General features: G+C 68.3%; 22 protein-coding genes and 1 pseudogene. 12 read left to right on the forward strand and 11 right to left on the reverse strand.

The window, feature by feature from the left end:
• The first annotated feature begins 65 nt into the window (after window positions 1-65).
• The gene (locus tag ACZ5ZX_RS03840) at window positions 66-569 is read left to right on the forward strand and encodes a GbsR/MarR family transcriptional regulator (protein WP_465500517.1); all 504 of its coding nucleotides are present in this window, start codon (window positions 66-68) and stop codon (window positions 567-569) included.
• A 254-nt stretch (window positions 570-823) separates the two neighbouring features.
• On the opposite strand, the gene ACZ5ZX_RS03845 is transcribed toward ACZ5ZX_RS03840, so the two are convergent.
• On the reverse strand, window positions 824-1,429 hold the full coding sequence (locus ACZ5ZX_RS03845) for a TetR/AcrR family transcriptional regulator (RefSeq protein ID WP_465500518.1): 606 nt from the start codon (window positions 1,427-1,429) through the stop codon (window positions 824-826).
• Between the two features lie 95 nt (window positions 1,430-1,524).
• Between ACZ5ZX_RS03845 and ACZ5ZX_RS03850 the strand changes: the two genes are divergently transcribed.
• The 6 genes from ACZ5ZX_RS03850 to ACZ5ZX_RS03875 all read left to right on the forward strand — a co-directional run bounded on the left by ACZ5ZX_RS03850 (window position 1,525) and on the right by ACZ5ZX_RS03875 (window position 7,282).
• A complete protein-coding gene (locus tag ACZ5ZX_RS03850) occupies window positions 1,525-2,157 on the forward strand; it encodes an NAD(P)-dependent oxidoreductase (protein ID WP_465500519.1) in 633 nt (210 codons plus the stop codon).
• A gap of 62 nt (window positions 2,158-2,219) precedes the next feature.
• Complete coding sequence (locus ACZ5ZX_RS03855; RefSeq protein ID WP_465500520.1) at window positions 2,220-2,945, forward strand: SGNH/GDSL hydrolase family protein; 726 nt, start codon at window positions 2,220-2,222, stop codon at window positions 2,943-2,945.
• A 116-nt stretch (window positions 2,946-3,061) separates the two neighbouring features.
• Window positions 3,062-3,229 (forward strand): hypothetical protein, encoded by a 168-nt coding sequence (locus ACZ5ZX_RS03860; protein WP_465500521.1) that lies wholly within the window; start codon window positions 3,062-3,064, stop codon window positions 3,227-3,229.
• Window positions 3,230-3,560: 331 nt separating this feature from the next.
• Complete coding sequence (locus ACZ5ZX_RS03865; RefSeq protein WP_007030724.1) at window positions 3,561-4,166, forward strand: RNA polymerase sigma factor; 606 nt, start codon at window positions 3,561-3,563, stop codon at window positions 4,164-4,166.
• Window positions 4,163-4,642: a carboxypeptidase regulatory-like domain-containing protein gene (locus ACZ5ZX_RS03870; RefSeq protein WP_465500522.1), complete on the forward strand. Its 480-nt coding sequence runs from the start codon at window positions 4,163-4,165 to the stop codon at window positions 4,640-4,642. The genes ACZ5ZX_RS03865 and ACZ5ZX_RS03870 overlap by 4 nt, the downstream gene beginning before the upstream one ends.
• Window positions 4,643-4,753: 111 nt before the next feature.
• The gene (locus tag ACZ5ZX_RS03875) at window positions 4,754-7,282 is read left to right on the forward strand and encodes a CHAT domain-containing protein (protein ID WP_465501035.1); all 2,529 of its coding nucleotides are present in this window, start codon (window positions 4,754-4,756) and stop codon (window positions 7,280-7,282) included.
• 146 nt (window positions 7,283-7,428) lie between these two features.
• Here ACZ5ZX_RS03875 and ACZ5ZX_RS03880 read toward each other — a convergent pair whose 3' ends face one another.
• Window positions 7,429-7,869 (reverse strand): SRPBCC family protein, encoded by a 441-nt coding sequence (locus tag ACZ5ZX_RS03880; RefSeq protein WP_465500523.1) that lies wholly within the window; start codon window positions 7,867-7,869, stop codon window positions 7,429-7,431.
• A 49-nt stretch (window positions 7,870-7,918) separates the two neighbouring features.
• On the opposite strand from ACZ5ZX_RS03880, the gene ACZ5ZX_RS03885 reads away from it, so the two are divergent.
• Both ACZ5ZX_RS03885 and ACZ5ZX_RS03890 read left to right on the forward strand, forming a co-directional pair.
• Window positions 7,919-9,886: an FUSC family protein gene (locus tag ACZ5ZX_RS03885; RefSeq protein WP_465500524.1), complete on the forward strand. Its 1,968-nt coding sequence runs from the start codon at window positions 7,919-7,921 to the stop codon at window positions 9,884-9,886.
• A gap of 76 nt (window positions 9,887-9,962) precedes the next feature.
• A complete protein-coding gene (locus ACZ5ZX_RS03890; protein WP_465500525.1) occupies window positions 9,963-10,301 on the forward strand; it encodes a hypothetical protein in 339 nt (112 codons plus the stop codon).
• On the opposite strand, the gene ACZ5ZX_RS03895 is transcribed toward ACZ5ZX_RS03890, so the two are convergent.
• From ACZ5ZX_RS03895 to ACZ5ZX_RS03910, 4 genes and pseudogenes are all read right to left on the reverse strand, one after another.
• Window positions 10,298-11,203, reverse strand: a complete 906-nt coding sequence (locus ACZ5ZX_RS03895; protein ID WP_465500526.1) for an SAM-dependent methyltransferase — start codon at window positions 11,201-11,203, stop codon at window positions 10,298-10,300. The two genes, ACZ5ZX_RS03890 and ACZ5ZX_RS03895, sit on opposite strands and share 4 nt — an antisense overlap.
• 64 nt (window positions 11,204-11,267) lie before the next feature.
• Window positions 11,268-12,149 carry a helix-turn-helix domain-containing protein gene (locus ACZ5ZX_RS03900; RefSeq protein WP_465500527.1) on the reverse strand — a complete coding sequence of 294 codons (882 nt, stop codon included), beginning with the start codon at window positions 12,147-12,149 and terminating at the stop codon, window positions 11,268-11,270.
• 55 nt (window positions 12,150-12,204) lie between these two features.
• A pseudogene (locus ACZ5ZX_RS03905) lies at window positions 12,205-12,399 on the reverse strand (DUF397 domain-containing protein); the annotation flags it as partial.
• 181 nt (window positions 12,400-12,580) lie between these two features.
• Window positions 12,581-13,096, reverse strand: coding sequence for a hypothetical protein (locus tag ACZ5ZX_RS03910; protein ID WP_465500528.1), 516 nt, complete (start codon window positions 13,094-13,096; stop codon window positions 12,581-12,583).
• A gap of 547 nt (window positions 13,097-13,643) precedes the next feature.
• Between ACZ5ZX_RS03910 and ACZ5ZX_RS03915 the strand changes: the two genes are divergently transcribed.
• The gene (locus ACZ5ZX_RS03915) at window positions 13,644-14,576 is read left to right on the forward strand and encodes a TauD/TfdA dioxygenase family protein (protein ID WP_465500529.1); all 933 of its coding nucleotides are present in this window, start codon (window positions 13,644-13,646) and stop codon (window positions 14,574-14,576) included.
• A gap of 63 nt (window positions 14,577-14,639) precedes the next feature.
• Window positions 14,640-14,876 (forward strand): antitoxin, encoded by a 237-nt coding sequence (locus ACZ5ZX_RS03920; protein WP_465500530.1) that lies wholly within the window; start codon window positions 14,640-14,642, stop codon window positions 14,874-14,876.
• A gap of 68 nt (window positions 14,877-14,944) precedes the next feature.
• On the opposite strand, the gene ACZ5ZX_RS03925 is transcribed toward ACZ5ZX_RS03920, so the two are convergent.
• The 5 genes from ACZ5ZX_RS03925 to ACZ5ZX_RS03945 all read right to left on the reverse strand — a co-directional run bounded on the left by ACZ5ZX_RS03925 (window position 14,945) and on the right by ACZ5ZX_RS03945 (window position 19,969).
• Window positions 14,945-15,898, reverse strand: a complete 954-nt coding sequence (locus ACZ5ZX_RS03925; RefSeq protein ID WP_465501036.1) for a prephenate dehydrogenase — start codon at window positions 15,896-15,898, stop codon at window positions 14,945-14,947.
• A 48-nt stretch (window positions 15,899-15,946) separates the two neighbouring features.
• Window positions 15,947-17,965, reverse strand: coding sequence for an oxidoreductase (locus ACZ5ZX_RS03930; protein WP_465500531.1), 2,019 nt, complete (start codon window positions 17,963-17,965; stop codon window positions 15,947-15,949).
• 9 nt (window positions 17,966-17,974) lie between these two features.
• On the reverse strand, window positions 17,975-18,511 hold the full coding sequence (locus tag ACZ5ZX_RS03935) for a PadR family transcriptional regulator (RefSeq protein WP_465500532.1): 537 nt from the start codon (window positions 18,509-18,511) through the stop codon (window positions 17,975-17,977).
• A 114-nt stretch (window positions 18,512-18,625) separates the two neighbouring features.
• Window positions 18,626-19,474, reverse strand: coding sequence for an SAM-dependent methyltransferase (locus ACZ5ZX_RS03940; protein WP_465500533.1), 849 nt, complete (start codon window positions 19,472-19,474; stop codon window positions 18,626-18,628).
• A 27-nt stretch (window positions 19,475-19,501) separates the two neighbouring features.
• On the reverse strand, window positions 19,502-19,969 hold the full coding sequence (locus tag ACZ5ZX_RS03945; RefSeq protein WP_465500534.1) for a MarR family winged helix-turn-helix transcriptional regulator: 468 nt from the start codon (window positions 19,967-19,969) through the stop codon (window positions 19,502-19,504).
• Window positions 19,970-20,113: 144 nt separating this feature from the next.
• On the opposite strand from ACZ5ZX_RS03945, the gene ACZ5ZX_RS03950 reads away from it, so the two are divergent.
• Window positions 20,114-21,061: an alpha/beta hydrolase gene (locus tag ACZ5ZX_RS03950; RefSeq protein WP_465500535.1), complete on the forward strand. Its 948-nt coding sequence runs from the start codon at window positions 20,114-20,116 to the stop codon at window positions 21,059-21,061.
• The last annotated feature ends 83 nt before the right edge of the window (window positions 21,062-21,144 follow it).

Raw genomic sequence — 21,144 nt, forward strand, 5'->3', positions numbered from 1 at the left:
TGTGAAGTTAAGAAAACGTATGGATGGTGTGATCACTCTGGGGGTTGTACGAGAGGATGTTGTTCATGACGACGACGCCTGAGAGTGCTTCGAGCACCCAGAGAGACGAGGACGCCGTCCGCCGCTACGTGGAGCACCTGGGGCTCACGCTCTCCCAGATCGGGATGCAGCGCATGCCCGCGCGGGTGTTCGCCGCGTTGATGACCACCGACGCCGGTCGCCTGACCGCGGCCGAGCTGGCCGAGCAGCTCGCGGTGAGCCCCGCCGCGATCTCCGGCGCGGTGCGGTACCTGGAACAGATCGGGCTGGTCGCGAAGGAACGCGAGCCGGGCTCGCGCCGCGATCACTACCGGCTCTTCGACGACCTCTGGTACGCCACCTTCATGAAACGCGACCGCATGATCACCATGTGGCGCGACGCCGCCGACGAGGGTGTTTCGGCGCTCGGCGAGGGCACGCCGGCGGGCGAGCGGGTCGCGGAGATGCGGGACTTCCTGAGCTTCATGATCAAGGAACTCAACGACATGTACGCCAAGTGGCACGAGATGCGGGCCGAAAAGGGCAAGTAGCGGCTGAGTCGCGGGTCGGTGTCCGATTGATGTCGCTATGCGCGGTTCGACAGGGGGTCGTGAATGGCGATTCGGGTTTATTGAGAGGTAACTCGAATGTGGCGTGTCCTGAAGGACCCCTTTGGTATTTGCCTTACCCCTCCATAAAGCGCTCTCAAGCATTCGTCTCGTAAAGTGTCCCTTGTGGACAGTCGGGAACCCGGTGTGGTCCCTTTGCGTGAGCCCACGGGTAGGTATCCAAGTGAAGGTTCGCTCTAACCCGAATCCCCGCTCACGACCAACGCCACCACCAGCGTCCCCGCGAGCCGCTCCGCCCACTCGTCCAGCTCTTCCGCGGGCGGCTCGCGGTCCTCGAAGGACGCCAGGAACGCGTACTGGAAACAAGCCCCGAGCAGCAGGGACGCCGAAGCCTCCAGGTCCGCCCCCTCGCGAATCCGGCCGAGCCGCGCCTCCTCGCGCAGGTACTCGATGACGCGCGCGAGCGGGACGTTCGGCCCGGACTGCCTGCTCGTGACCCGTTCCCGGTGCGTCGCGAGCAGCTCCCGCGAGGAGAACAGCGACACCGCGATCGGGAAACTCTCCAGGTAGAACGACAGCGTGGTCCGCGCCAGCCGGGCGAGGTTCGCCGCGAGCGGGGCCTCCGCCGCCGTCTCCATCAGCTCGTCCAACGTCGTCCCGAGCGCGGGCAGCTGTTCGGTCAGCACACTCATGAAGATTTCGGTCTTGTCCTTGAAGTGCTTGTACAGCAACGCCTCCGAGTAGCCCGCCGCCTGCGCGATGGCCTTGGTGGTGGCGTGCGCGTAGCCCTGCTCGCGCATCACCTTCGCCGCCGCGGCGACGATCTCCTCGCGGCTTCCCATGTTCGCTCCTGAGGGCTTCTCAGCGTTCGCTCGACAAGTGGTCAGTGAACACTCACCATAGTGGGTGAGTGTTCACTAACCAGAAGGGCGTGACCATGAAGATCACCGTTTTCGGTGCCACGGGTGGGGTCGGTACCGAGGTCGTCAAGCAGGCGCTGGCCGCCGGCCACCACGTCACGGCGGTCGTCCGCGACCCGTCCCGATTGAACGTCGAGGGCGAACTGCTGGAAGTCGTCGTCGCCGAGCTGTCCGAGCACGGCGCGCTGACCGAGGCGGTGTCCGGGCGCGACGTGGTGATCTCGGCGCTCGGCGCCCGCGAGCGCCGCCCGACGACCGTCGTCACCGACGGGGCGCACGCCGCCGTCGCCGCGTTGCGTTCGGCTGGCGGCCGCCGGCTGCTCCTGGTGAGCGCCAGCGGTCCGTTCGTCGACGGTGACGGGTTCTTCACCAGGAACGTCGTCAAGCCGATCCTCGGCAGGATCCTCCGGCACGCGTTCGCCGACATGGTCGCCGCCGAACGAGTCGTGCGCGCGAGCGATCTCGACTGGACGATCGTGCGCCCGCCCCGGCTGCTGAACGGACCGCACACCGGCGTGATCGCCGCCCGCACCGACGGCAACGTCCGTGGCAGCTTCAGCATCAACCGCGCCGACGTCGCCGATTACCTGCTCCGCGCGGCCTCGGACGACTCGCTCATCCGCCAGACCGTCTCGATCGCCAAAGGCTGACGCGGTTGTTGCGTCGGCAACGATCGCCACCAGAGGACCAACCGCGGAAGTAGGGTCGCGGGGTGATGAGCCGTGCGGTGGTACTCGCCCCGATCCTCCTCGCGCAAGCGGTCCGGGTGCGCCGTACGACGCCAAGGCTGCCCGGCGCGACGGGGCCGGTCAGCGGCCTCGTGAAAGGCGAGGGCCGCCCGCTGCGGCTCGCGGTGCTCGGCGAGTCCACTGTGGACGGCGTCGGCGCGGCGACGCACGCCGACGCGCTGACCGGGCGGCTCGCGGACGAGCTCGCGCGGGACGGCCGCGCCGTCGCCTGGCAGGCCATCGGCAAGACCGGGGCCAACGCGCGTGTGGTGCGCGAGGAACTGCTGCCGCTGCTCGAACCCGCCGACGTCGTGGTGATCGCGCTCGGCGTCAACGACACGATCGAACTCCACTCGGCCGCGCGGTACCGGCGTGACCTGCTCGATCTGATCGTCTCGCTGCGACGCCGCGCCGGGCGGATCCCGGTGGTGCTGGCCGGGGTGCCGCCGATGGGCCGGTTCCCCGCCCTGCCGCGTCCGCTGCGGGACGTCCTCGGCGCGCGGTCGGCCGCCCTCGACGCCGCGGCCGCCCGGCTGGCGTTGCTGCCCGGCGTCGTCCACGTCCCGATGCCCGCCGCGATGCTCGATCCCGCGACCTTCGCCGAGGACCGCTTCCATCCCGGTCCGGAGGGCTACCGGCGCTGGGCCGGGCAACTCGCGGACGTGACCCGCCAACTACTCAGTGACACCTTTTCGCCGGAAAAGCGCTGATCAGGTCACCCGCCTGCCACAAATCGAGAAAGTTATCCGAAAAACCTGGCTCTGCGTGTATCTGGTGGCAGCCTCGTTGCGTCCTATGGAGCAGTCGAGGAAATGAGGGACACCCGATGACGACCGAGACCAACACCGCACCCGTCGAGGACGAGGCCGCAGCCACCGAGGACCTCGAAACAACCCCGAAGCCGAAGCCGATCGCGGCTCCGGTCCCGCCCCGTCCCGGTACGAGCCCGGACGGCAACTGGGAGCCGAACGGCACCAATCCGCCGGTGAACTGAACTAACACAGACAGGTGATGTCCGGAGGCCGAGGGGGCCTCCGGGCATTGCCTCCGGGTGCTCCTTCGGGGGAGGGGGACGCCCGGACGCGGGCCCGTTGGGGAGCGGGCCCGGGGGGAGGGAAAAGGGCCGGCCGGTGCGCAGTCCACACCTACTCGCGCCGGCCGGTGCCTTTGTCCCCGACCACCGATACGCCAGATCTCCGGATATCCGACACAAAATAGTTAGTGACTTGATGTATCCCAGAGCCTCTAGCACGCTCCTTCTCCCCGAAGGGCCCGCGATACTGCCAGCGCCGACACGAAGACACGTCCGAAGTGGGGCAGATACGGTGACCGACGTGCAAACGACCGAGGTAGACCCGCCATGGGAAGGACTGACCGGTGCCGATCTGCACGCCGCCTGCATGCGCGCGGCGCGGGCCGGTGACCGCCAGGCGATGGACAGACTTGTGCACGAGCTGACCCCGCTCGTGTGGCATGTCGCGCGTGCGAACGGGCTCGATCGCCTGACCGCCGAGGACGTAGTCCAGACGGTGTGGCTCGCCCTGTTCAGCCAGCTCGAGAAACTTCGTGACCCCAAGGCACTCGCCGCCTGGTTGATCACCACCACCAGACGCGAAGCACAGCACCCGTTCGGCCGCCGCGCTCAGCCGGTACCGCTGACCGACGAGCTGGCCGAAAGCATGGAGAGCACCCATCCGGCTCCCGAGGAGGAAGCCGTCCGCGCCGACCGGGATCGCCGGGTCTGGCGCGCCTTCCTCCGCCTGCCGCACCGCTGTCAGCAGCTCCTCCGGCTGACCGTGCTCGCCGGACGGGCCGAATACCAACTGGTCGCCGAAGCACTCCGCATGCCGCGCGGAAGTGTCGGACCGACCAGGGGCCGTTGCCTCGAATCGATGCGCGACCTGCTGGCCCACGAAGGGGGAAGCCGATGAACGACCTCGGGACGCCGGGGGAGATGACCTCCCCGGGCGATGAGGCCTTGCTGGCCGATATCGGACGCTTCATGGACGAAATGGACCCGCCACCGGGAGATCTGGTGCAGCGGGTTCAGTTCGCGCTCGCACTCGAAAACCTCGACGTCGAGGTCGCCCGCTGGGAACGGATGGACGCCACGGCAGGCGTTCGCGGGAGCGACACCGGAACGATCACCTTCACCGTCAGCGACCTGACCGTGATGATCAACCTGACCAAGATCGGCAAGAAGCACCGGATCGACGGCTGGCTCGTGCCCGCCGGCGAGTACGGGGTGGAGGTGCGCGTCGCCGAGCACGGCACGAGTTCCACCACCGCCGACGAGGGCGGCCGATTCGTGCTGGACAACGTTCCCCAAGGGACCACGCAGATCGTGATCCACCTCGGTGACGTGACCTGCCGACGGACCGTCGTGACCCCGACAGTGGTGCTCTAACCGGACGGCTGTTCCGTTATGCGGCGCGGGTGTGCTCCCATAGTGCGTGTGCCCGCGCAGCTTCCCGTCGCCGACCCCGTAGCCGAGGCCGCGGACCTCCATCGTCAGGCGATGGCCGCCGCCGCCGACCACGGCCCGGGTGCCGCGATCAGGCTGTTGCAGCGCGCTTTGTCCTGTCTCGGGCCGGTGGAAGGCGCCGGGCCGGAACGGCTGGAGATCAGGGTCAGGGTGCTGATCAGCCTCGCCGCGGCCGAGGCCGAGGTCCTGTCCCAAGAGGACGGATTCGCTCGGCTGGAAGAGGCGGAGCACGTGCGGCTTTCCTTGCCGGAAGGCGGAACCCGGCGTTTGCTCCGGTTCACCGTCGTCCTGCAGCGTGCCGTGGTCCTGATGCGGATCGGGCGGCTGGAGGAAGCGCTCGCGCTCTACGACGTGGTACTTCCCAGCCTGGTCGACGAGATGGAAGACCACAGCCTGCTCCTGACCCGGAACATGATGAACCGGGCGTGGCTGCACCTGCAGATGAGCAATCCCGATGGCGCCTACAAGGATCTGATCGGCGCGCTGGACATCGCGGTCAAGCACGGGCATCGCCGTCTCGAAGGGAAGATCCGGCACAACCTGGGTGATCACGCCCAGTTGCTCGGCGACATCCCCGAAGCGCTCCGGCACTACGAGCAGGCGGCCTCGATCTTCGTCACCGACGGACCCGGCTCGTTGCCGCTCGTCCGGCTCGACCAGGCGAAGGCCCTGCTCACCGCCGGGCTCGCGGAGGAGGCGGCGCGGCATCTCGACGAAGCGATCCCCGAACTTCGCGGCAACGGCGCGTTCCATGTCGTCGCCGAAGCGGAGGTCGCGCGAGCCGGGGCAGCGATCCTGGAGGGCGACCACGTTCTCGCGAAGAAGCTCGCGACGTCCGCACGTCGGAGCTTTCTGCGGCGAGGCAACCGACGGTGGGCGGAGATCGCGGAGCTGACCAGGCTTCGCGTGGACGCGGTGAAGGTCTTGGCGGACCGGGAGAAGAAACCGTCCGCGAAACTGCCGGGGCAGCTGGCCGATCTCGCCATCCGGCTGGCCGAACTCGGTCTGCGCGACGAAGCGGGCGCGGCCAGGATGTTCGCGGTGCGGCTGCTGATCCGCCGCGACGAGACGGCCGCCGCGGAGGAGCTGCTGGCGCAGGTGCCGAAACCGCGGCAGACCACACCGATCGACCACCGGATGCTGCTGCGGCTGTGCCGGGCGGAACTCGCGGTGGCGTCGCATCGGCCGCGGTCGGCACTCGCCCAGGCGCGGGCCGGGCTGGCGGAACTCGGGCAGATCCGCGACCGCATGGGCGGGCTCGACCTCGTCTGCGGGACGGCGGCGCACGGCGAGGAACTGGGCAAACTCGCGCTGACACTGGTGCTCAAGAAGGCGAGGCGCAGCGGCGCCGGGGCGAAAAGCCTGTTCGCGTGGCTGGAACGCACGCGTGCGCAGGTGTACCGCTACGAACCGCTTCCGGTCATCGAGGACCCCGCGCTCGCCCGGCACATCAACGAAATGCGGCACGTGCAGGGGACGATCCAGGCGCGGCGGCTGTCCGGCGAACCGGTCGGGAGTCTCGAGGAACGCTACGACCGCTTGCAGCAGGAAGCGACCCGGCTCGGGTGGTACACCAGCCAATGGGGTCGTCCGCGGCCGGTCTCGGCGCCGGAAGAGGTGGTCGAGCAACTCGGGGACCGCGTGCTGGTCAGCCTGATGGGTTACCGCGACACCTTGTACGCGGTGGTCGTCGACCGCGGCCGGTTCCGGCTCGTGAAGCTGGGTCCGCTCGGGGAGATCGTCGAGACCGCGCGGCAGCTGCACGCGGACCTCGACGCGCTGGCCCCGGACAACCTGCCCGCGCCGCTGGTCGAGGTCGTCACCGGCTCCGCGCGGCGCCGAGCGGACAAATTGGACAAGCTGATCTCCGCGTCGCTGGCGAAGACGTTGGAGAACCGCGAGCTGATCATCGTGCCGATCGGTTCGCTGTACGCGCTCCCTTGGGGTGCTTTGCCGTCCCTGCACGGGCATCCGGTGTCGATCGCGCCGTCGGCGACGGCTTGGGTGACCGCGTCCGGACGACGCAGCAAGGGGCCGGTCCTGCTCGCCGGTGGGCCCGGCGTGCCGGGTTCGGTCGGTGAGGTGCGGAACCTGCGGTCGGTGTACCCGCGGGCCCGGCTCGTCGACGGGAAGGACGCGACCAGCGCGGCCGTACTGTCCGCTTTGGACGGTTCCGGGATGGCGCATCTGGTCGCGCACGGCGCGCATGAACCGGCGAACGCGTTGTTCTCGCGGCTGGAACTGGTCGGCGGACCGTTGTACGCGCACGAAACCGCCCGGCTCGCGCATCCGCCGGAACGGGTGGTGCTGGCCGCGTGCGAACTCGCGATGAGTCACATCCGGCCCGGCGAGGAGGCGCTCGGCTTCGCCGGCACGCTGCTCGCCAGCGGCTCGCGGACGGTCATCGGCGCGATCGCGCGGGTCGGCGACAAGGCGGCCGCCGACGCGATGTCCGACCTGCACCGGCGGCTGGCTTCGGGGACTTCGCCCGCTCTGGCCCTCGCCGAGGCGACCGCCGCCGATCCGCTGCGGCGGCCCTTCCTTTGTCTCGGCGCGGGCTGATCTTTCGGGGCTGTTTCATGACACCGCGGGGAGTTGTCCACAACCACTGTCACCTGTGGACAACCTCGCCGACCAGCCCTTTCCGCCGCCCATCGCCGGTAGACTGGACTCGGGGTCGCCCCCCTTGGGAAGGGCGGGGGGTGGGGTCAGGCGCGTTCGGCGTGTTTCACCAAACGAGTGGCCAGTAGCGAGACCACGGCGCGCAAAGCGGCGCAGGCGGCGGCGCCGGTGCCGGGCAGCGACTCGGTGAACCGGCCGGTCCAGCGCAGATCCGTGCCACCGGAAGCGTTCGGCGTGAACGAGACTTCGGCGCGATAGTCCTTCAGCGGCGCGATGCCCGCGAAGCCGTAGACGTGCTTTCGGTCCTGTTCGTACTCCAGCGTCTCTTCGTGGAGGTACACCGGCCACAGGCCGACAGCCCGGACGGCGCCCACTTCGCCGTCGTCCGGTTTCCGCGCCCAGCGCGAGTGGAACACCACCGGCTTCGCCCATTCCGACCACCGGGAACCGTCGGCTTCCAGCGCGAAAAGGGAAGCGGGCGAGGCGCTGCTCGTCCGGTTGATTTCGAAGGAGTACGTCTTGCCCATGTGGCGACGATAACCGCTCCGGAAGCGACGGATAAGTCAAGATAAGGGCGTGAGCACCACGCGCCGCGAGATCGCCGCACCGCATTGGCTGGTGCAGCTGCTCCGCAGCACGCCGGTTCCCATCCCGTGGAACATGGTCGCCAGAGCCGTCCTCGCCTTGGCCGTGCCGCTGGCCGTCGGCTACGCCCTCGGCGACATCGGCGTCGGCGCGCTCATCTCCACCGGCGCCCTGCCCACCGTCCTGTCCGAATCCGCGGGCCCGTACCGCTACCGCGCCCGCCGTCTCGGCGGCGCCACCGCGGCCGCCGCCCTCGGCTACTTCGCCGGGCTGATCACCGGCGGCGTCCCGGCCGCCTCCATCCCGGTCGTCGTCGGGGTCGCGGCCGTGTCCGCGCTGATCAGCGCGGCAGGCAGCAACGCCTCGGTCGCCGGGCTGCAGATGTTCGTCTTCTGCGTGCTCGGCACCGGCCAGCACGTGACCGGCCTGCGCGTCGAGCTCCTCCTCGGCTACTTCTGCGTCGGCGCCGCCTGGAGCCTGCTCATCGCGCTCGCCACCTGGACCTTCCGCGCGACCAGCCCGGAACGCGGCGCCGTCGCGCACGTCTACGTCGAACTCGCCGCCATGCTGTCCGCGACCGACGAAGCCACCTCCCGCGTCGCGCGCCACCAGCTCACGACCGCGATGAACACCGCGTACGACAGGCTGCTCACCGCGCGATCCTGGCTATCGGGCCGCGACGCCACCTACCGCCAGCTGCTCAACCTCCTCTCGGCCAGCACCCCGGCCGTCGAGGCGTCGGTCGCGATGGTCAACGCCGGCCGCCGCGCCCCGGACGACGTGATCGACCACTTCATCGCGACGTCGGCCGCCGTACTCGCGAACCAGCCGCTCCCGGAACCGCCGTCACCGCCGGACGAGGACGTCGACCCGGTCCTGGCCGCGCTCTACGCCGGGCTCGCCAGGATCGGCAAGGGCGACAACCGGAAACGCCGCGAGGTCCAGCCGTGGCACAAACGCCTCCGGAGCTGGGCGGCCTCGCTCATCTCCGGTCCGCTCACCTGGTTCGCCGCGCTCCGCCTCACCCTGTGCGTCGCGATCGCCGAGGTCGTCGCGCTGATCGTTCCGTTCGAACGCTCCTACTGGATCACGCTCACCGTCGGCATCGTCCTCAAACCGGACTTCGGTTCGGTGTTCGGCCGCGCGGTGCTGCGCGGAATCGGCACGGTGATCGGTGTCGGCATCGGCGCGGCCGTGCTCGCCGCCGGCGGCGAGGGCTGGCTGCTGGTACTGCTGATCGCCGTGTTCGCGGGCGGCGTCGCGGTCGGCAAGGTCCGCAACTACGGCGTCCTCAGCGCGTTCGTGACGCCGTTGATCATCCTGCAGATGGACCTCGCCAGCACCGGCAGCTGGGACATCGTGCTCGCGCGGCTCGTGGACACCGTGCTGGGCTGCGCGATCGTCCTCGTCTTCGGCTACCTGCTCTGGCCGGGCAGCCGTCGCCCGCAGGTCGGCGGACGGCTCGCCGACAGCCTCGATTGCCTGGTGAAATACGTCGACAAGGGTCTCGTGCTCGCGCCGTCGGGCGAAGCGCGTCTGGAACGCTCACGCGCCCGTCGCCGCGCCTACCGCGCGCTGGCCGACCTGCGGACCGCGTTCCAGCAGGTCGTCGTCGAACCCTCCGCCGCCGGACGGCAAGCGGTCGCCTGGTGGCCGGTGATCGCCGGACTCGAACGCGTCGCGGACGCCGTCACCGAGGTCGGCGTCACCCTCGGCCGCGGCGCCCCCGCTCCGGACGACGCCGACATCGCCCTCCTCACCGCCGCGCTCGCCGAACTCGCCGCCGCCGTCCGCGAGGAACGGGACCCGGCGGAGATGCCGATGCCCGACAACGAGCGACTGTCCGGTGTGGTCGACCAGATCGGTGCCGCCTTCGACGCCGTACGCGGTCCCGATCTCGTCGAACGCGCACCGTTACGGCTGGTCCGGCGGTTCCTGCCGTACCACCGCCGCGCCTGAGGAACAGAGCCACCCGTACGGGGGAGGGTGAGCATCCTCTCGAACTAATGTTCGAGTTTTCACGCATAATCGAAGCATGCTCGACACTGGTGACACGCTGCCGCCGGGGCCGCGTCACCTGCACATGGTCCGGCCCCACCAACCCGTCTGGGTCGACCTCAAGCTGGTCTACCCCGTCGAGGCCTCGAAGACCCGCCTCCCCGACGGCCTGGACCTGACGGGCACCGTCCCCGGACTGCTGGGGATGTGGCGGGCGACGACGACGGCGCACTGGGTCGGCTGGGTGACCTTCCAGCTCGGCCCGGTCGGCCAGGGCGGTACGACGCATTCACAGTGGGTGCTGGCCGAAGCTCTGCGCCCGCGCGAAGAGCGGAACGCCTGGTCGGGCAGCTTCCCCTACGAGCGGCGCCGCTAGGGCTTGCGGCCGACGCCGCCGAGGATGAGCGATTCGCTGGGCTCGGCGAAGGTGATCTCAGGTTCCGTCAGGCTGGCATCCTCGGGATGCCACTCGGTCGTCCAAGTCAGGCCAGGAGGGATGAGGTCGAAGTCGCCGAACAGCGCCTCGATCTCGGCGCGTTTGCGCCAGATCACCGGGCTGCTGTTGTTGTCGTACATCTCCTTGAGCCTGACCAGCGGCTTCTCGTAATGGCTCGGCACGCCCTCGTCGGTGATGTGGGAAATGGCCAAGTACGACCCCGGCCGCGCGAGTTCGCGATAACGCGCGACCGAAGCGGGCCCGACATCGCCGCTGTCGCCACTGCGCGCCGACGCGGGCTGCTGGACGTGCAGCACCGCGATCAGCAGGATCGCCACGGGCTTGTCCAGGTCGATGATGCCGGTGTCCGCCACCTGCTTCCAGAGCCGGTCCGGCGCGCGGAGATCCCCGTGCACCGCGGCGTGGCGGGTGGAGTCCCCGTGCTCTTCCAGCAGGCCCTGCGAATGGGAGACGGCGACCGGTTCGTAGTCGACGTACACCACGCTGGTCTTCCCCGGCGCGAGGTCGTCGGCCACCTGATGCGCGTGCTGCATGGTGGGCAGCCCGGCGCCGATGTCGATGAACTGGGTGACCCCGGCGTTGATGAGATGACGCACCACCCGGTGCAGGAACACCCGATTGGCCTTGGCGATCGGCCGGAGCATCGGGAACTCCCCGAGCACTTTGTCACCGAAGTTGCGGTCGATCTGCCAGGACGCCGTGCCTTCGAGGTAGTAGTCGTAGACCCTCGCGACGCTGGGGCGCCGCATGTCGATGCCCGGCGGTGGATACGCGTCGACATCCTCCTCGGCCACAGCCATCCCCTCCCGCGTCTGGACCATGACATCCCTCACTGAACGTAGTTGCTGGGTGGCTGGTAGCGATAGACGGCACTTGGAGGACAGCTCATCCACCATCGGGGTCACCCGGGTCGGCAAGCTTGCACCGTCTGCGAAGGTCTTCGAGGGTTTTCTCGGGACTCGCCGCAATCGACAGCAGCGCGTCCCACGCCTCGCGGTAGGTCGCCAGCTCGCGCGCGTTCGCCCAGTGCACGTTGGTGAGGTACTCGCTGTAGGCACTGTCGCCGTCCGTCTCCCGCAGGATGATGAAGTCCGAATCGACGTAGGCGACGGTGCGGTACGGCACGACGCGGATCGTGATGTTGTCCCGTTCGGCGAGTTCGGCCATGTGTTTGAGCTGGTCCGTGACGACGTGGGGATGCTCGGTCTGGGCGCACAGCCGGTCGAGCGCGGACTCGCTGAACAGGAAGACGAAGCTCTTGTCTTCCTGATCGAACAGACGCTGCCGTTTCCGGCGTTGAAGCAGGCGCGGGGAGATCTCAGGTCCCCGCCCCTCCCCGTCGAACTGGTCGATCATGTAGGACTCGCACTGGAGCAGTCCATGGATGCGCTCCCCTGTCCACGACCAGAGCTCCTCGGCCAGTTGCTCCTTGTCCAGCACCTCCCCGAACCACACCGGTGTGCCGATGCGCTTGCCCTGGCGGAGTCGCGCCGGAGAACTCGTCTTCTCCCACAACGCCCACATGGTCGGGATGGCATCCGCCGCCGGCTTGTACACGGCGATCAGCTGCTGCAGGGCCTGACGAGAGATCGAGGTCGTCCCGGCCTCGATCTTCGCCATGGTGCTCTGCGATTTGCCGATCAGGTTCCGAGCTTCGAGCTGCGTCATTCCCGCTCCCTGACGTGCGGACCGCAGCAGCTTGCCCAGTTGGACCCGGTCGGTTTCGTCCGTGTGGTTCTGCTGATCCGGCCCCATCAGCCGTCCCATCCCGCGATATCCGGGAGGCGGCCCAAGAACCGATGGAGCCCTGACGGACGAGGTCGAGAAAGGCCAGCCAGCCTGGTGGGGAAAAGGTCAGAACCGGTGAAACGACGAGCTTGCTGTCGCGCACCCCGACGAGTGGACCGGTCGAGTTGACTTCCACACAGGTGCCCCCGTTGGGGCCGCTGTAGGTCGAGCGGCGCCAGCCGCCCTCGTCGAATCCGGTCGTGGACGGCATCGAATCGTAGAACCGCATCGCTCCCCCTCAGAGCCCGCGAGTCGAATATTCGATTCCAGAGTGAGTGTCGAATATTCGATGCGCAAGCCGAGCGCGATTCGATCCGGGACATGTTCACTCCAATGTGGTCGGTCAAGACTACTGAAGGGTGCTGGCCGGGGTGGCCCGGGAGCGCGTCCGGGCCACCCCGGCCAGCAGGTCAGGGAAGGGTTTCGTCGCGCTTCGTTTCCTCGCTGGTCCGCATCCCCCGCGTGACCGCCAGACCGAACACGCCGGCGAGCACCGTCCCCGCGATCCCAGCGCCCGCCACCGGGTTGAGCACGGCGACGACCACGATCACCGCGAGCAGGCAGACCTGGACGACCACCGTCATGGAGACGGGAATCCGGGAGTTCGGACGCCCGTGCCTGCGGCGGCCGATCGCCCCTTCGGGAAAGGTCACTTCCGCGACTTCGATACGCCGCAGCGACGGCCCGGATTCGGCGAACTCGATCACCACCACGCGCGACTTGGCCGGCGTGCCCGGTGCCCCGGTGGAGTGATCATCGGCATGTTCTGGTGGCTCCGCGAAACAGATGGGGGCTAGGGTCGACATGTTGTCCTTTCGGAGAATGGTTTGAAGTCGGATGACGATGGCGCGGTTCCTCTCGCAACAGAGGACCGCGCCGCTTCCGTTGTGCGGTTGGTCGAATATTCGCACTTCGTCATTTCCCACGTGCAAGTCTTACACACCTTGAATGGTGTCCGTGTCTCCGGGGGCGGGATTCGAGTAAGCCTTTGGTGAATTGGTTTTTCGAATATTCGAACTTAACTCTTTCGGGTGCACTTACTGGTCAGACGAGCGCTTCGACGTCGAATCCTGTACTTCGGGGTGACCCCTGGTCGAATATTCACGACCATCCGGCGCATGTCTTGATTCCACTCAAGTGGACTATTTCCCGGATCCGCTCTCGCTATTTTTGGAGTGTATTCGACAGTGGTGTCGATAATGGGATCAAAAGAGGCGAAGGCCATCTCCGTGGATACACGATCCGGCCGAGTCGACACGATCGTGTCGACACCCGCCGTCCCGGACCGTGGACGAGGTTGACCCCTCTCCCGCCTGCCGCCACCATGACGACGTGTCCGTCATCCTGGAGTTCTCGCCGATCCGCTCGGCGGGCGAAGGTGTCGTCGCACTGCTCCTGCGCCGTGGCCGCCTGGGCTCGCCGCCCGCGTAGCGCCTCGCCAAGCCATCCGACGGTGCGTCCCAGGGAGCAAGTATGTCCATCGAACTGCCCGACCGTGTCCTCCTCCGCCCGGCGACCGTCCCCGACGGCGGAATCCTCGAAGGGCCCCGCGTACTGCGCCGCCTGCCGGAAGGCGTGGAAGAACGCCCTTACGAACTTTTCGCGCTGCGTCCGCTGGGCCGGGTGATCGGTGCCGAGATCGGCGGCGTCGACCTCGCCGAGCCGCTGACGCCCGCCCTCCAGGCGGAGTTGAACCGCGCGCTGCTGGAGTGGAAGGTGCTGTTCTTCCGCGACCAGCGCATCACCACGGCCCACCAGCGCGCCTTCGCCGAGCACTGGGGTGAACTGGAGACGAACCCGTTCATTCCCCAGGGCGAAACCGAGGACACCACCCGGTTCACCCGTTCGGCGACCATGCCCGCGTTCGAGAACATCTGGCACGTCGACGTCACCTTCCGGCCCGCGCCGGCGCTCGGCTCGGTGCTGCGGCTGATCGAGGTCCCGCCGGTCGGCGGCGACACGATGTGGGCCGACATGGCCGCCGCCTACGACAACCTGCCGGAAAATGTCCGTGCCCGCATCGACGGGCTGAAGGCGGTGCACGACTTCATCCCCGGCTTCGCCCGGTTCTCCGATGCGGAATCGCTCTCGCGGCACCAGCACGCGTTTCCGCCGGTCGAGCATCCGGTCGTCCGCACGCATCCCGAAACCGGACGGCGCACCCTCTTCGTGAACCAGGCCTTCACGACCCACATCGTCGGACTCGAACGCGAAGAGAGCGACAGGCTCTTGCGGTACCTGTTCAGCCGCGCGCACATCCCGGAATTCCAGGTGCGCTTCACCTGGCGGCCCGGCTCGGTGGCGTTCTGGGACAACCGCGCCACCCAGCATTACGCCGTCAACGACTACCACCCGTACGCGCGGGTGGCCGAACGTGTCGCCATCGTGGGTGACCGGCCGTTCTGAGCGTGTCCCCGCGACGGGTGATCGTCCGGGCGGGTTCACCGGTACCTGTGTGACGATGAGGCCATGGGCATCAACTTCGATGAATTGAAGAACAAGGCCACCGACGCTCTCCGTGAGCACAACGACAAGATCGAGGGCGGGCTGGACAAGGCGGCGGAGTTCGCCAAGTCGAAGTTCTCCGGCCACGACTCCCAGATCGACTCCGGTGTCGACAAGGCGAAGGGCTTCATCAACAAGTTCGACGACACCCCGGACAACCCGCCTCAGCAGGACCAGCAGCAGCCGCCCCAGGGCCAGTAACCGCCGCGTTTCGACCTCTGAACGCGGTCCTTGCACACGCAACTACCGCATTCAGAGGACGAAACACGTCAGGAGACCTCGCCGACCGCGGTGTCGCCGTCGATCGCCGTGATCCGGCCACCGCGCTCGCCGAGGGCGATCAGGCCGTCGCGGGCGTCCGGGGCGGTCAGGCTGATGCGAACCCCCGCGCGGTCCGCGTCCTTGCTGGCCGCAAGCGCTTGCGCACCCTCGTAACCGGCGTTGACCGTGACCGCGAGCCCGCCTGTCGAGGCCAGCGAGCCTCGCGCGGCGCCCAGCCGTCCGAGCGCTTCGTCGACGATCGGCAGCAGCGCGTCCCGGTTCCCCTCGGTCATCGCCCGCACCAGCGCCGGGCTCGACCCGGCCACCCGCGTGCCGTCCGTGTAGGACCCGGCCGCCAGCGACATCGCCAGCGGCCCGCCCTGCGCGCCGATCGTGGCCAGGATGGCCGCGAAGATATGCGGCAGATGCGAGATCCGCGCGACCGTCTCGTCATGCGAGTCCGCGGGCAGCGGCACGACGTGCGCCCCGAGGTCCAGCACCAGCCGGGCGACCTCGGCCCACGCCGTCAGATCGGTGTCGTGCTCGACGCCGAGCACCCACGCGGCCCCGCGGAACAGCGCCGGGTTGCTCGCCTTCCACCCGGACTCCGCCGTCCCGGCCATCGGATGCCCGCCGACGAACTTCGCGTAGGGCGCGCGACGCCGGACGCCGTCCAGCACCGAGCCCTTCACGCTGGTGACGTCGGTGAGCACGCAGTGCCCAGCCACCCGCGAAACGGTGCGAAGCACGTCTTCGACCGCGGGCAGCGGCACCGCGAGCACGATCATCGCGTCCCGCTCCGCCGCCTTGCCCAGTGCCGCCTCGACCTGCGTCGTCACGTCGAAACCCGCTCTGCTGGCCGCGTCCGCGTCAGCTTCCGAGGTCGTCGCCCCGAACGTGGTGCGGCCGATCGAATGCGCCGCGCGCAGCAGCGAACCGCCGATCAACCCGAGCCCGATCACGCATACGTCTCGCACAAGGGTTCATCCTGCCACCTACTCGGTCCCTCGTCAGAGAACAGCGGCGAGGCGCGTTCCCTGATCGATGGCCCGTTTGGCGTCCAGTTCCGCCGCGACGTCGGCGCCGCCGATCAGATGCACCGGCAGTCCGGCCGCCCGCAGGTCGTCGGCGAGGTCGCGCACCGGCTCCTGCCCCGCGCACACGACGACGGTGTCCACATCGAGCACGCGCGGCTTGTCACCGACGGTGATGTGCAGGCCGTCGTCGTCGATCCGGTCGTAGGTGACCCCGGTGAGCTGCTCGACGCGTTTGGCCTTCAACGCCGCCCGGTGCACCCAGCCACTGGTCTTGCCCAACCCCGCCCCGATACCGGACTTCTTGCGCTGCAGCAGGAAGACCTGCCGAGGTGACGGCTCGACCTTCCGTTCGGTGAGCCCGCCCGCGGCCCGCTCGGGATCGGTGACGCCCCATTCGGCCATCCACGCCTCCAGATCGAGCGCGGGGGAGGTGGTGTGTGTCAGGAACTCGCTGACGTCCACGCCGATCCCGCCGGCGCCGATCACGGCGACCTTTCCGCCGACCGGTTTCCCGTGCCGGACGACGTCCACATAGGACAGAACCTTCGGGTGGTCGATGCCGGGAAGCGACGGCACGCGCGGGGTCACGCCGGTGGCCAGCACCACCTCGTCGAATCCGCCGCCGACGAGGTCGGCGGCGGTCGCCCGGGTGCCGAGGCGCACCTTGACGCCGGTGACCTCCAGTCGTCGCGTGTAGTACCGGATGGTCTCCGTGAACTCCTCCTTGCCGGGGATCTTGCGCGCGATCCCGAACTGACCGCCGATCTCGTCGTCGGCCTCGAACAGTTCGACGGCGTGACCCCGTTCGGCGAGGCTGGTCGCGGCCGCGAGCCCGGCGGGACCCGCGCCGACGACGGCGACGTGTTTGGTCTTGCGGGCAGGCGCCAGTGTCAGCGTGGTCTCGTGGCCCGCGCGGGGATTGACCATGCAGGACACCAATTTCCGCTTGAACGCGTGGTCGAGGCAGGCCTGGTTGCAGGCGATGCAGGTGTTGATCTCGTCCTCGCGCCCGGTCTCGGCCTTGCGGATCCACTCCGGGTCGGCGAGGAACGGCCGCGCCATCGACACCAGGTCCGCGTCGCCGCCCGCCAGCGCCTCCTCGGCGACCTGCGGCATGTTGATCCGGTTCGACGTGACGACCGGGATACCGACGTGCGGTTTGAGCTTCCCGGTCACCCACGTGAAGGCCGCGCGCGGCACCGACGTCACGATCGTCGGCACCCGCGCCTCATGCCAGCCGATACCGGTGTTGATGATCGTCGCGCCCGCCTCTTCGACCTCCTTGGCCAGCGCGACGACGTCTTCCCAGCGTTGGCCGCCTTCGACGAGGTCCAACATGGACAGCCGGTAGATGATGATGAAGTCCTCGCCGACCGCTTCGCGGGTGCGGCGGACGATCTCGACGGCGATCCGGCGCCGGTTCTCCGCGCTGCCGCCCCATTTGTCGGTGCGCTTGTTGGTCCGTTCGGCGAGGAACTGGTTGATGAAGTAGCCCTCGGAACCCATGATCTCGACGCCGTCGTAGCCCGCTTCCTTTGCCAGGAAGGCACAATCGGCGAACGCGCGGATCTGCCGCAGCACACCGTACCCGGAAAGGGATCGTGGCTTGAACGGGTTGATCGGCGCCTTGATGCTCGACGCGGAAACGCTCAGCGGATGGTAGGAATACCGGCCCGCGTGCAGGATCTGCAGCGCGATCTTACCGCCTGCCTCGTGCACCGGATCCGTGAGTTGCTTGTGCGCCTTGGCTTCCGCGCGCGTCGAGAGCTTCGACGCCATCGGCAGGAGCCAGCCTGTCCGGTTCGGGGCGAACCCGCCGGTGACGATCAGCCCGACGCCGCCGCGGGCGCGTTCGGCGTAATACTCGGCCAGTTGCGGGAAATGCGCTTCCTTGTCCTCGAGGCCGGTGTGCATCGAGCCCATGATCACCCTGTTGCGCAGGGTGGTGAAGCCGAGATCGAGAGGGGACAGCAGGTTCGGGTACAGGCTCATCGCTGGTCCTTACGCATCGTGGTGGAATGCCTGGAGGACTTCCTCGAGCCATTCGACATGGCCCTGTTCGGTTCGGATTCCTCCGCGCAGCACGAGGAACTGATGCAACGACTGTCCACTGAGGACGCTTGGGTCAGGGAAGTCGCGCTTCTCGATCAGCAGGTAGGCGTCGAGCTGGGCCGCGTGCGCGTCGCGATGCCGGGTGATCTCGGCGGCGACGGCGCCGGGGTCGCCGAGCGTCGCGCCGCGGATCCTGACGGCGAGTTCCCGCGCCGTGGCGGCGGGATCGGGTTCGGCGAGCCAGCGGGCCAGTTCGGCACGGCCCGCGTCGCCGACGGTGTAGACCTTTTTGTCGGGTTTCCCGGACTGCGCGACCTGGTCGACGGCGATCCAGCCAGCGTCCTCCATCCGCTTGAGGACGCGGTAGATCTGCTGGTGGGTGGCGTTCCACCACAGTCCGATGGACTTCTCGAAGCGGCGGGTCAGCTCGTAGCCCGAGCCGGACCGCTCGGACAGCGAAACCAGGATCGCGTGCTCCAGTGCCATGCACCTAGTTTCATATGCACCTAGTTGCACTGCAAGGGGACCTGGGTCACATGCGCGTGAAGGCCCCCTTCCCTCGGCTGAGCCGAGGGAAGGGGGCCTTCACGCGGGGAAAAGCTAAGGTTTGCGGGCGATACCGCCGATGACGCGCGACTCCGACGGCGTCGCGGCGAAGACCGTGTTCTCGTCCGGATGCCACGCCGGCGCGTAGACCAGGCCCGGCTCCAGCAGCGGCCAGCCGCCGAAGAACCGCCGGAACTCGTCCATCGTGCGCAGGAAACCGGGATTCGTCGTGGTCTCGTAGTAGTCGAGGAGGTCCAGCAGCGCCTGGCGTTCCTCGTCGTTGGCCGGGTTCTCGTTGGTCATCTGCGAAAGCACCAGCAGTGAGCCCGGCGCGAGCCGGTCGCGGTAGAAGTCCAGCAGCCTGTCCGGGTCCTGCTCGTCCTTGATGAAATGCATGACCGCGTTGATCACCAGCGCGATGGGCTGCCGGACGTCGATGATGCCGGAGTCCATCACCCTGGCCCAGAGGTCCTCGGGGTCGAACAGGTCCGCGGCGATCGCGTGGTGGCGGTCGGGGTCGGCGGTGTCGGCGAGCAGCAGTGTCGAGTGCGCGAGCGCGATCGGCTCGTTGTCGATGTAGAGGACATGCGTGTCCTCCTCGGGACGCGCTTCGTCGGCGATCTCGTGGACGTTGCCCGCGGTCGGCAGGCCGGAGCCGATGTCGACGAACTGCCGGATGCCCAGTTCCGCGCAGTGCCGTACGGCGCGGCCGAGGAACTGCCTGCTGGTCTTGCAGTACTCGCCGATGAGCGGCAGACGTTCGCGCACCTTCTCGGCGAAATTGCGGTCGATGGCGTAGTGCGTGTCGCCGCCGATGAAGTAGTCGTAGACGCGGGCCGCGGACGGCCGGTCCAAGCTGTTCTCGACGGCCTTGAGCGCCGCGTCGTGATCGATCATCGTCATCCCTTTGTCCGCGCCGGAAATCCCATGCTAACCGGCCGGAACGTAGGCCTCGCGGTAGGCGTTCACGGATTCGGTCAAGCGATCGAGCTCCGCGCGGGTGCGGGCCAGTCCGGCCGCGTCGAGCCCCATCGCGTCGCCGATGATCTTCGGGATCCCGCTCGCGCGATCCCTGAGCCGGGCGCCGTCCTCGGTCAGGCTGATGCGAACGGACCGTTCGTCGTCGGCCTGCCGGTCACGCCGGACCAGTCCGGCCTTCTCCAGCCGCTTGAGCAGGGGTGAGAGTGTGCCGGAGTCGAGACTCAGCAGGGTGCTGAGTTCCTTGACCAGCCGCTCGTCCTCCTCCCAGAGCGCGAGCATCACCAGGTACTGCGGATAGGTCAGGCCCAGATCGTCGAGCACCACGCGGTAAAGCGCGGTCACGGCCCGCGATGCCGCGTAGAGCCCGAAGCACAGCTGATCGTCCAGGCACAGCGATCCGGTGTTGTCCGTCGGCATCGGTCCTCCTCGTCCCCATGGTGCGTCGATCATGCCTCAGATCGCCACTGGAGTGGGCTAAATCTCCTTGAGCACATTTTGGTTGTGCACAACTGAGTTGCGAGCTACATTCGGTTCACCGACTTCGGCTCCCAGGAGGCAGAAATGACCGCCAACCCGCACAAGCTGGCCCTCGAACCGGCCGCGCAGGCCTTCGTCGAGGCCACCGCGAACCCGCCGTTCCTCTTCGAGCTGCCGCCGGAGGAAGGGCGCAAGGCCGTCGACGAAGTCCAGGGCGGCGACGTCGAACTGCCCGCCGCGGACGTCGAGACCACGCGGGTCGACGGCGTCGAGGTCCGCATCGTCCGGCCGGTGGGCGCCACCGGCACGCTGCCGGTGATCGTCTACATCCACGGTGCCGGCTGGGTCTTCGGGAACTTCCACACCCACGAACGCCTGGTCCGCGAACTCGCCGTCGGCACCGGCGCGGCCGTCGTCTTCCCTGAGTACGACCGCTCGCCGGAGGTGCGCTACCCGGTCGCCATCGAGCAGAACTACGCCGTGGCGAAATGGGTCGTCGAGCACGGCGCCGAGAACGGCCTCGACAGCACGAAGATCGCGATCGCCGGTGACTCCGTCGGCGGGAACATGACGGCCGCGCTCACCCTCATGGCGAAGCAGCGTGGCGACGTCACCTTCCGCCAGCAGGTCCTCTTCTACCCGGTCACCGACGCGAACTTCGACACCGAGTCCTACCGTCAGTTCGCCGACGGCTACTTCCTCGCCCTCGACGGCATGAAGTGGTTCTGGGACCAGTACACGACCGACCCGGCGCAGCGCGCCGAAATCACCGCTTCGCCGCTTCGGGCGAGCCTCGAAGAGCTGTCCGGGCTGCCGCCCGCGCTGGTGATCACCGGGGAGGCCGACGTCCTGCGCGACGAAGGTGAGGCGTACGCCGCGAAACTGCGTCAGGCCGGAGTCCCGGTGACGGCGGTGCGGTACCAGGGCATCGTCCACGACTTCGTCATGCTCAACACCCTCCGCGAAACGCACGCCGCGGACGCGGCGATCAACCAGGCGATCGGGGTCCTGCGGAACGCTCTCGAAGGCTGAGTGGCCGGATCACACCCTTGTCCAGGGTGACACGCGTCACCCTGGACAACACTTTCCGGTGGTCGCACGTCTCTTGATCCGGA

The sequence above is a fragment of the Amycolatopsis sp. NPDC033938 genome (genome assembly GCF_055575975.1).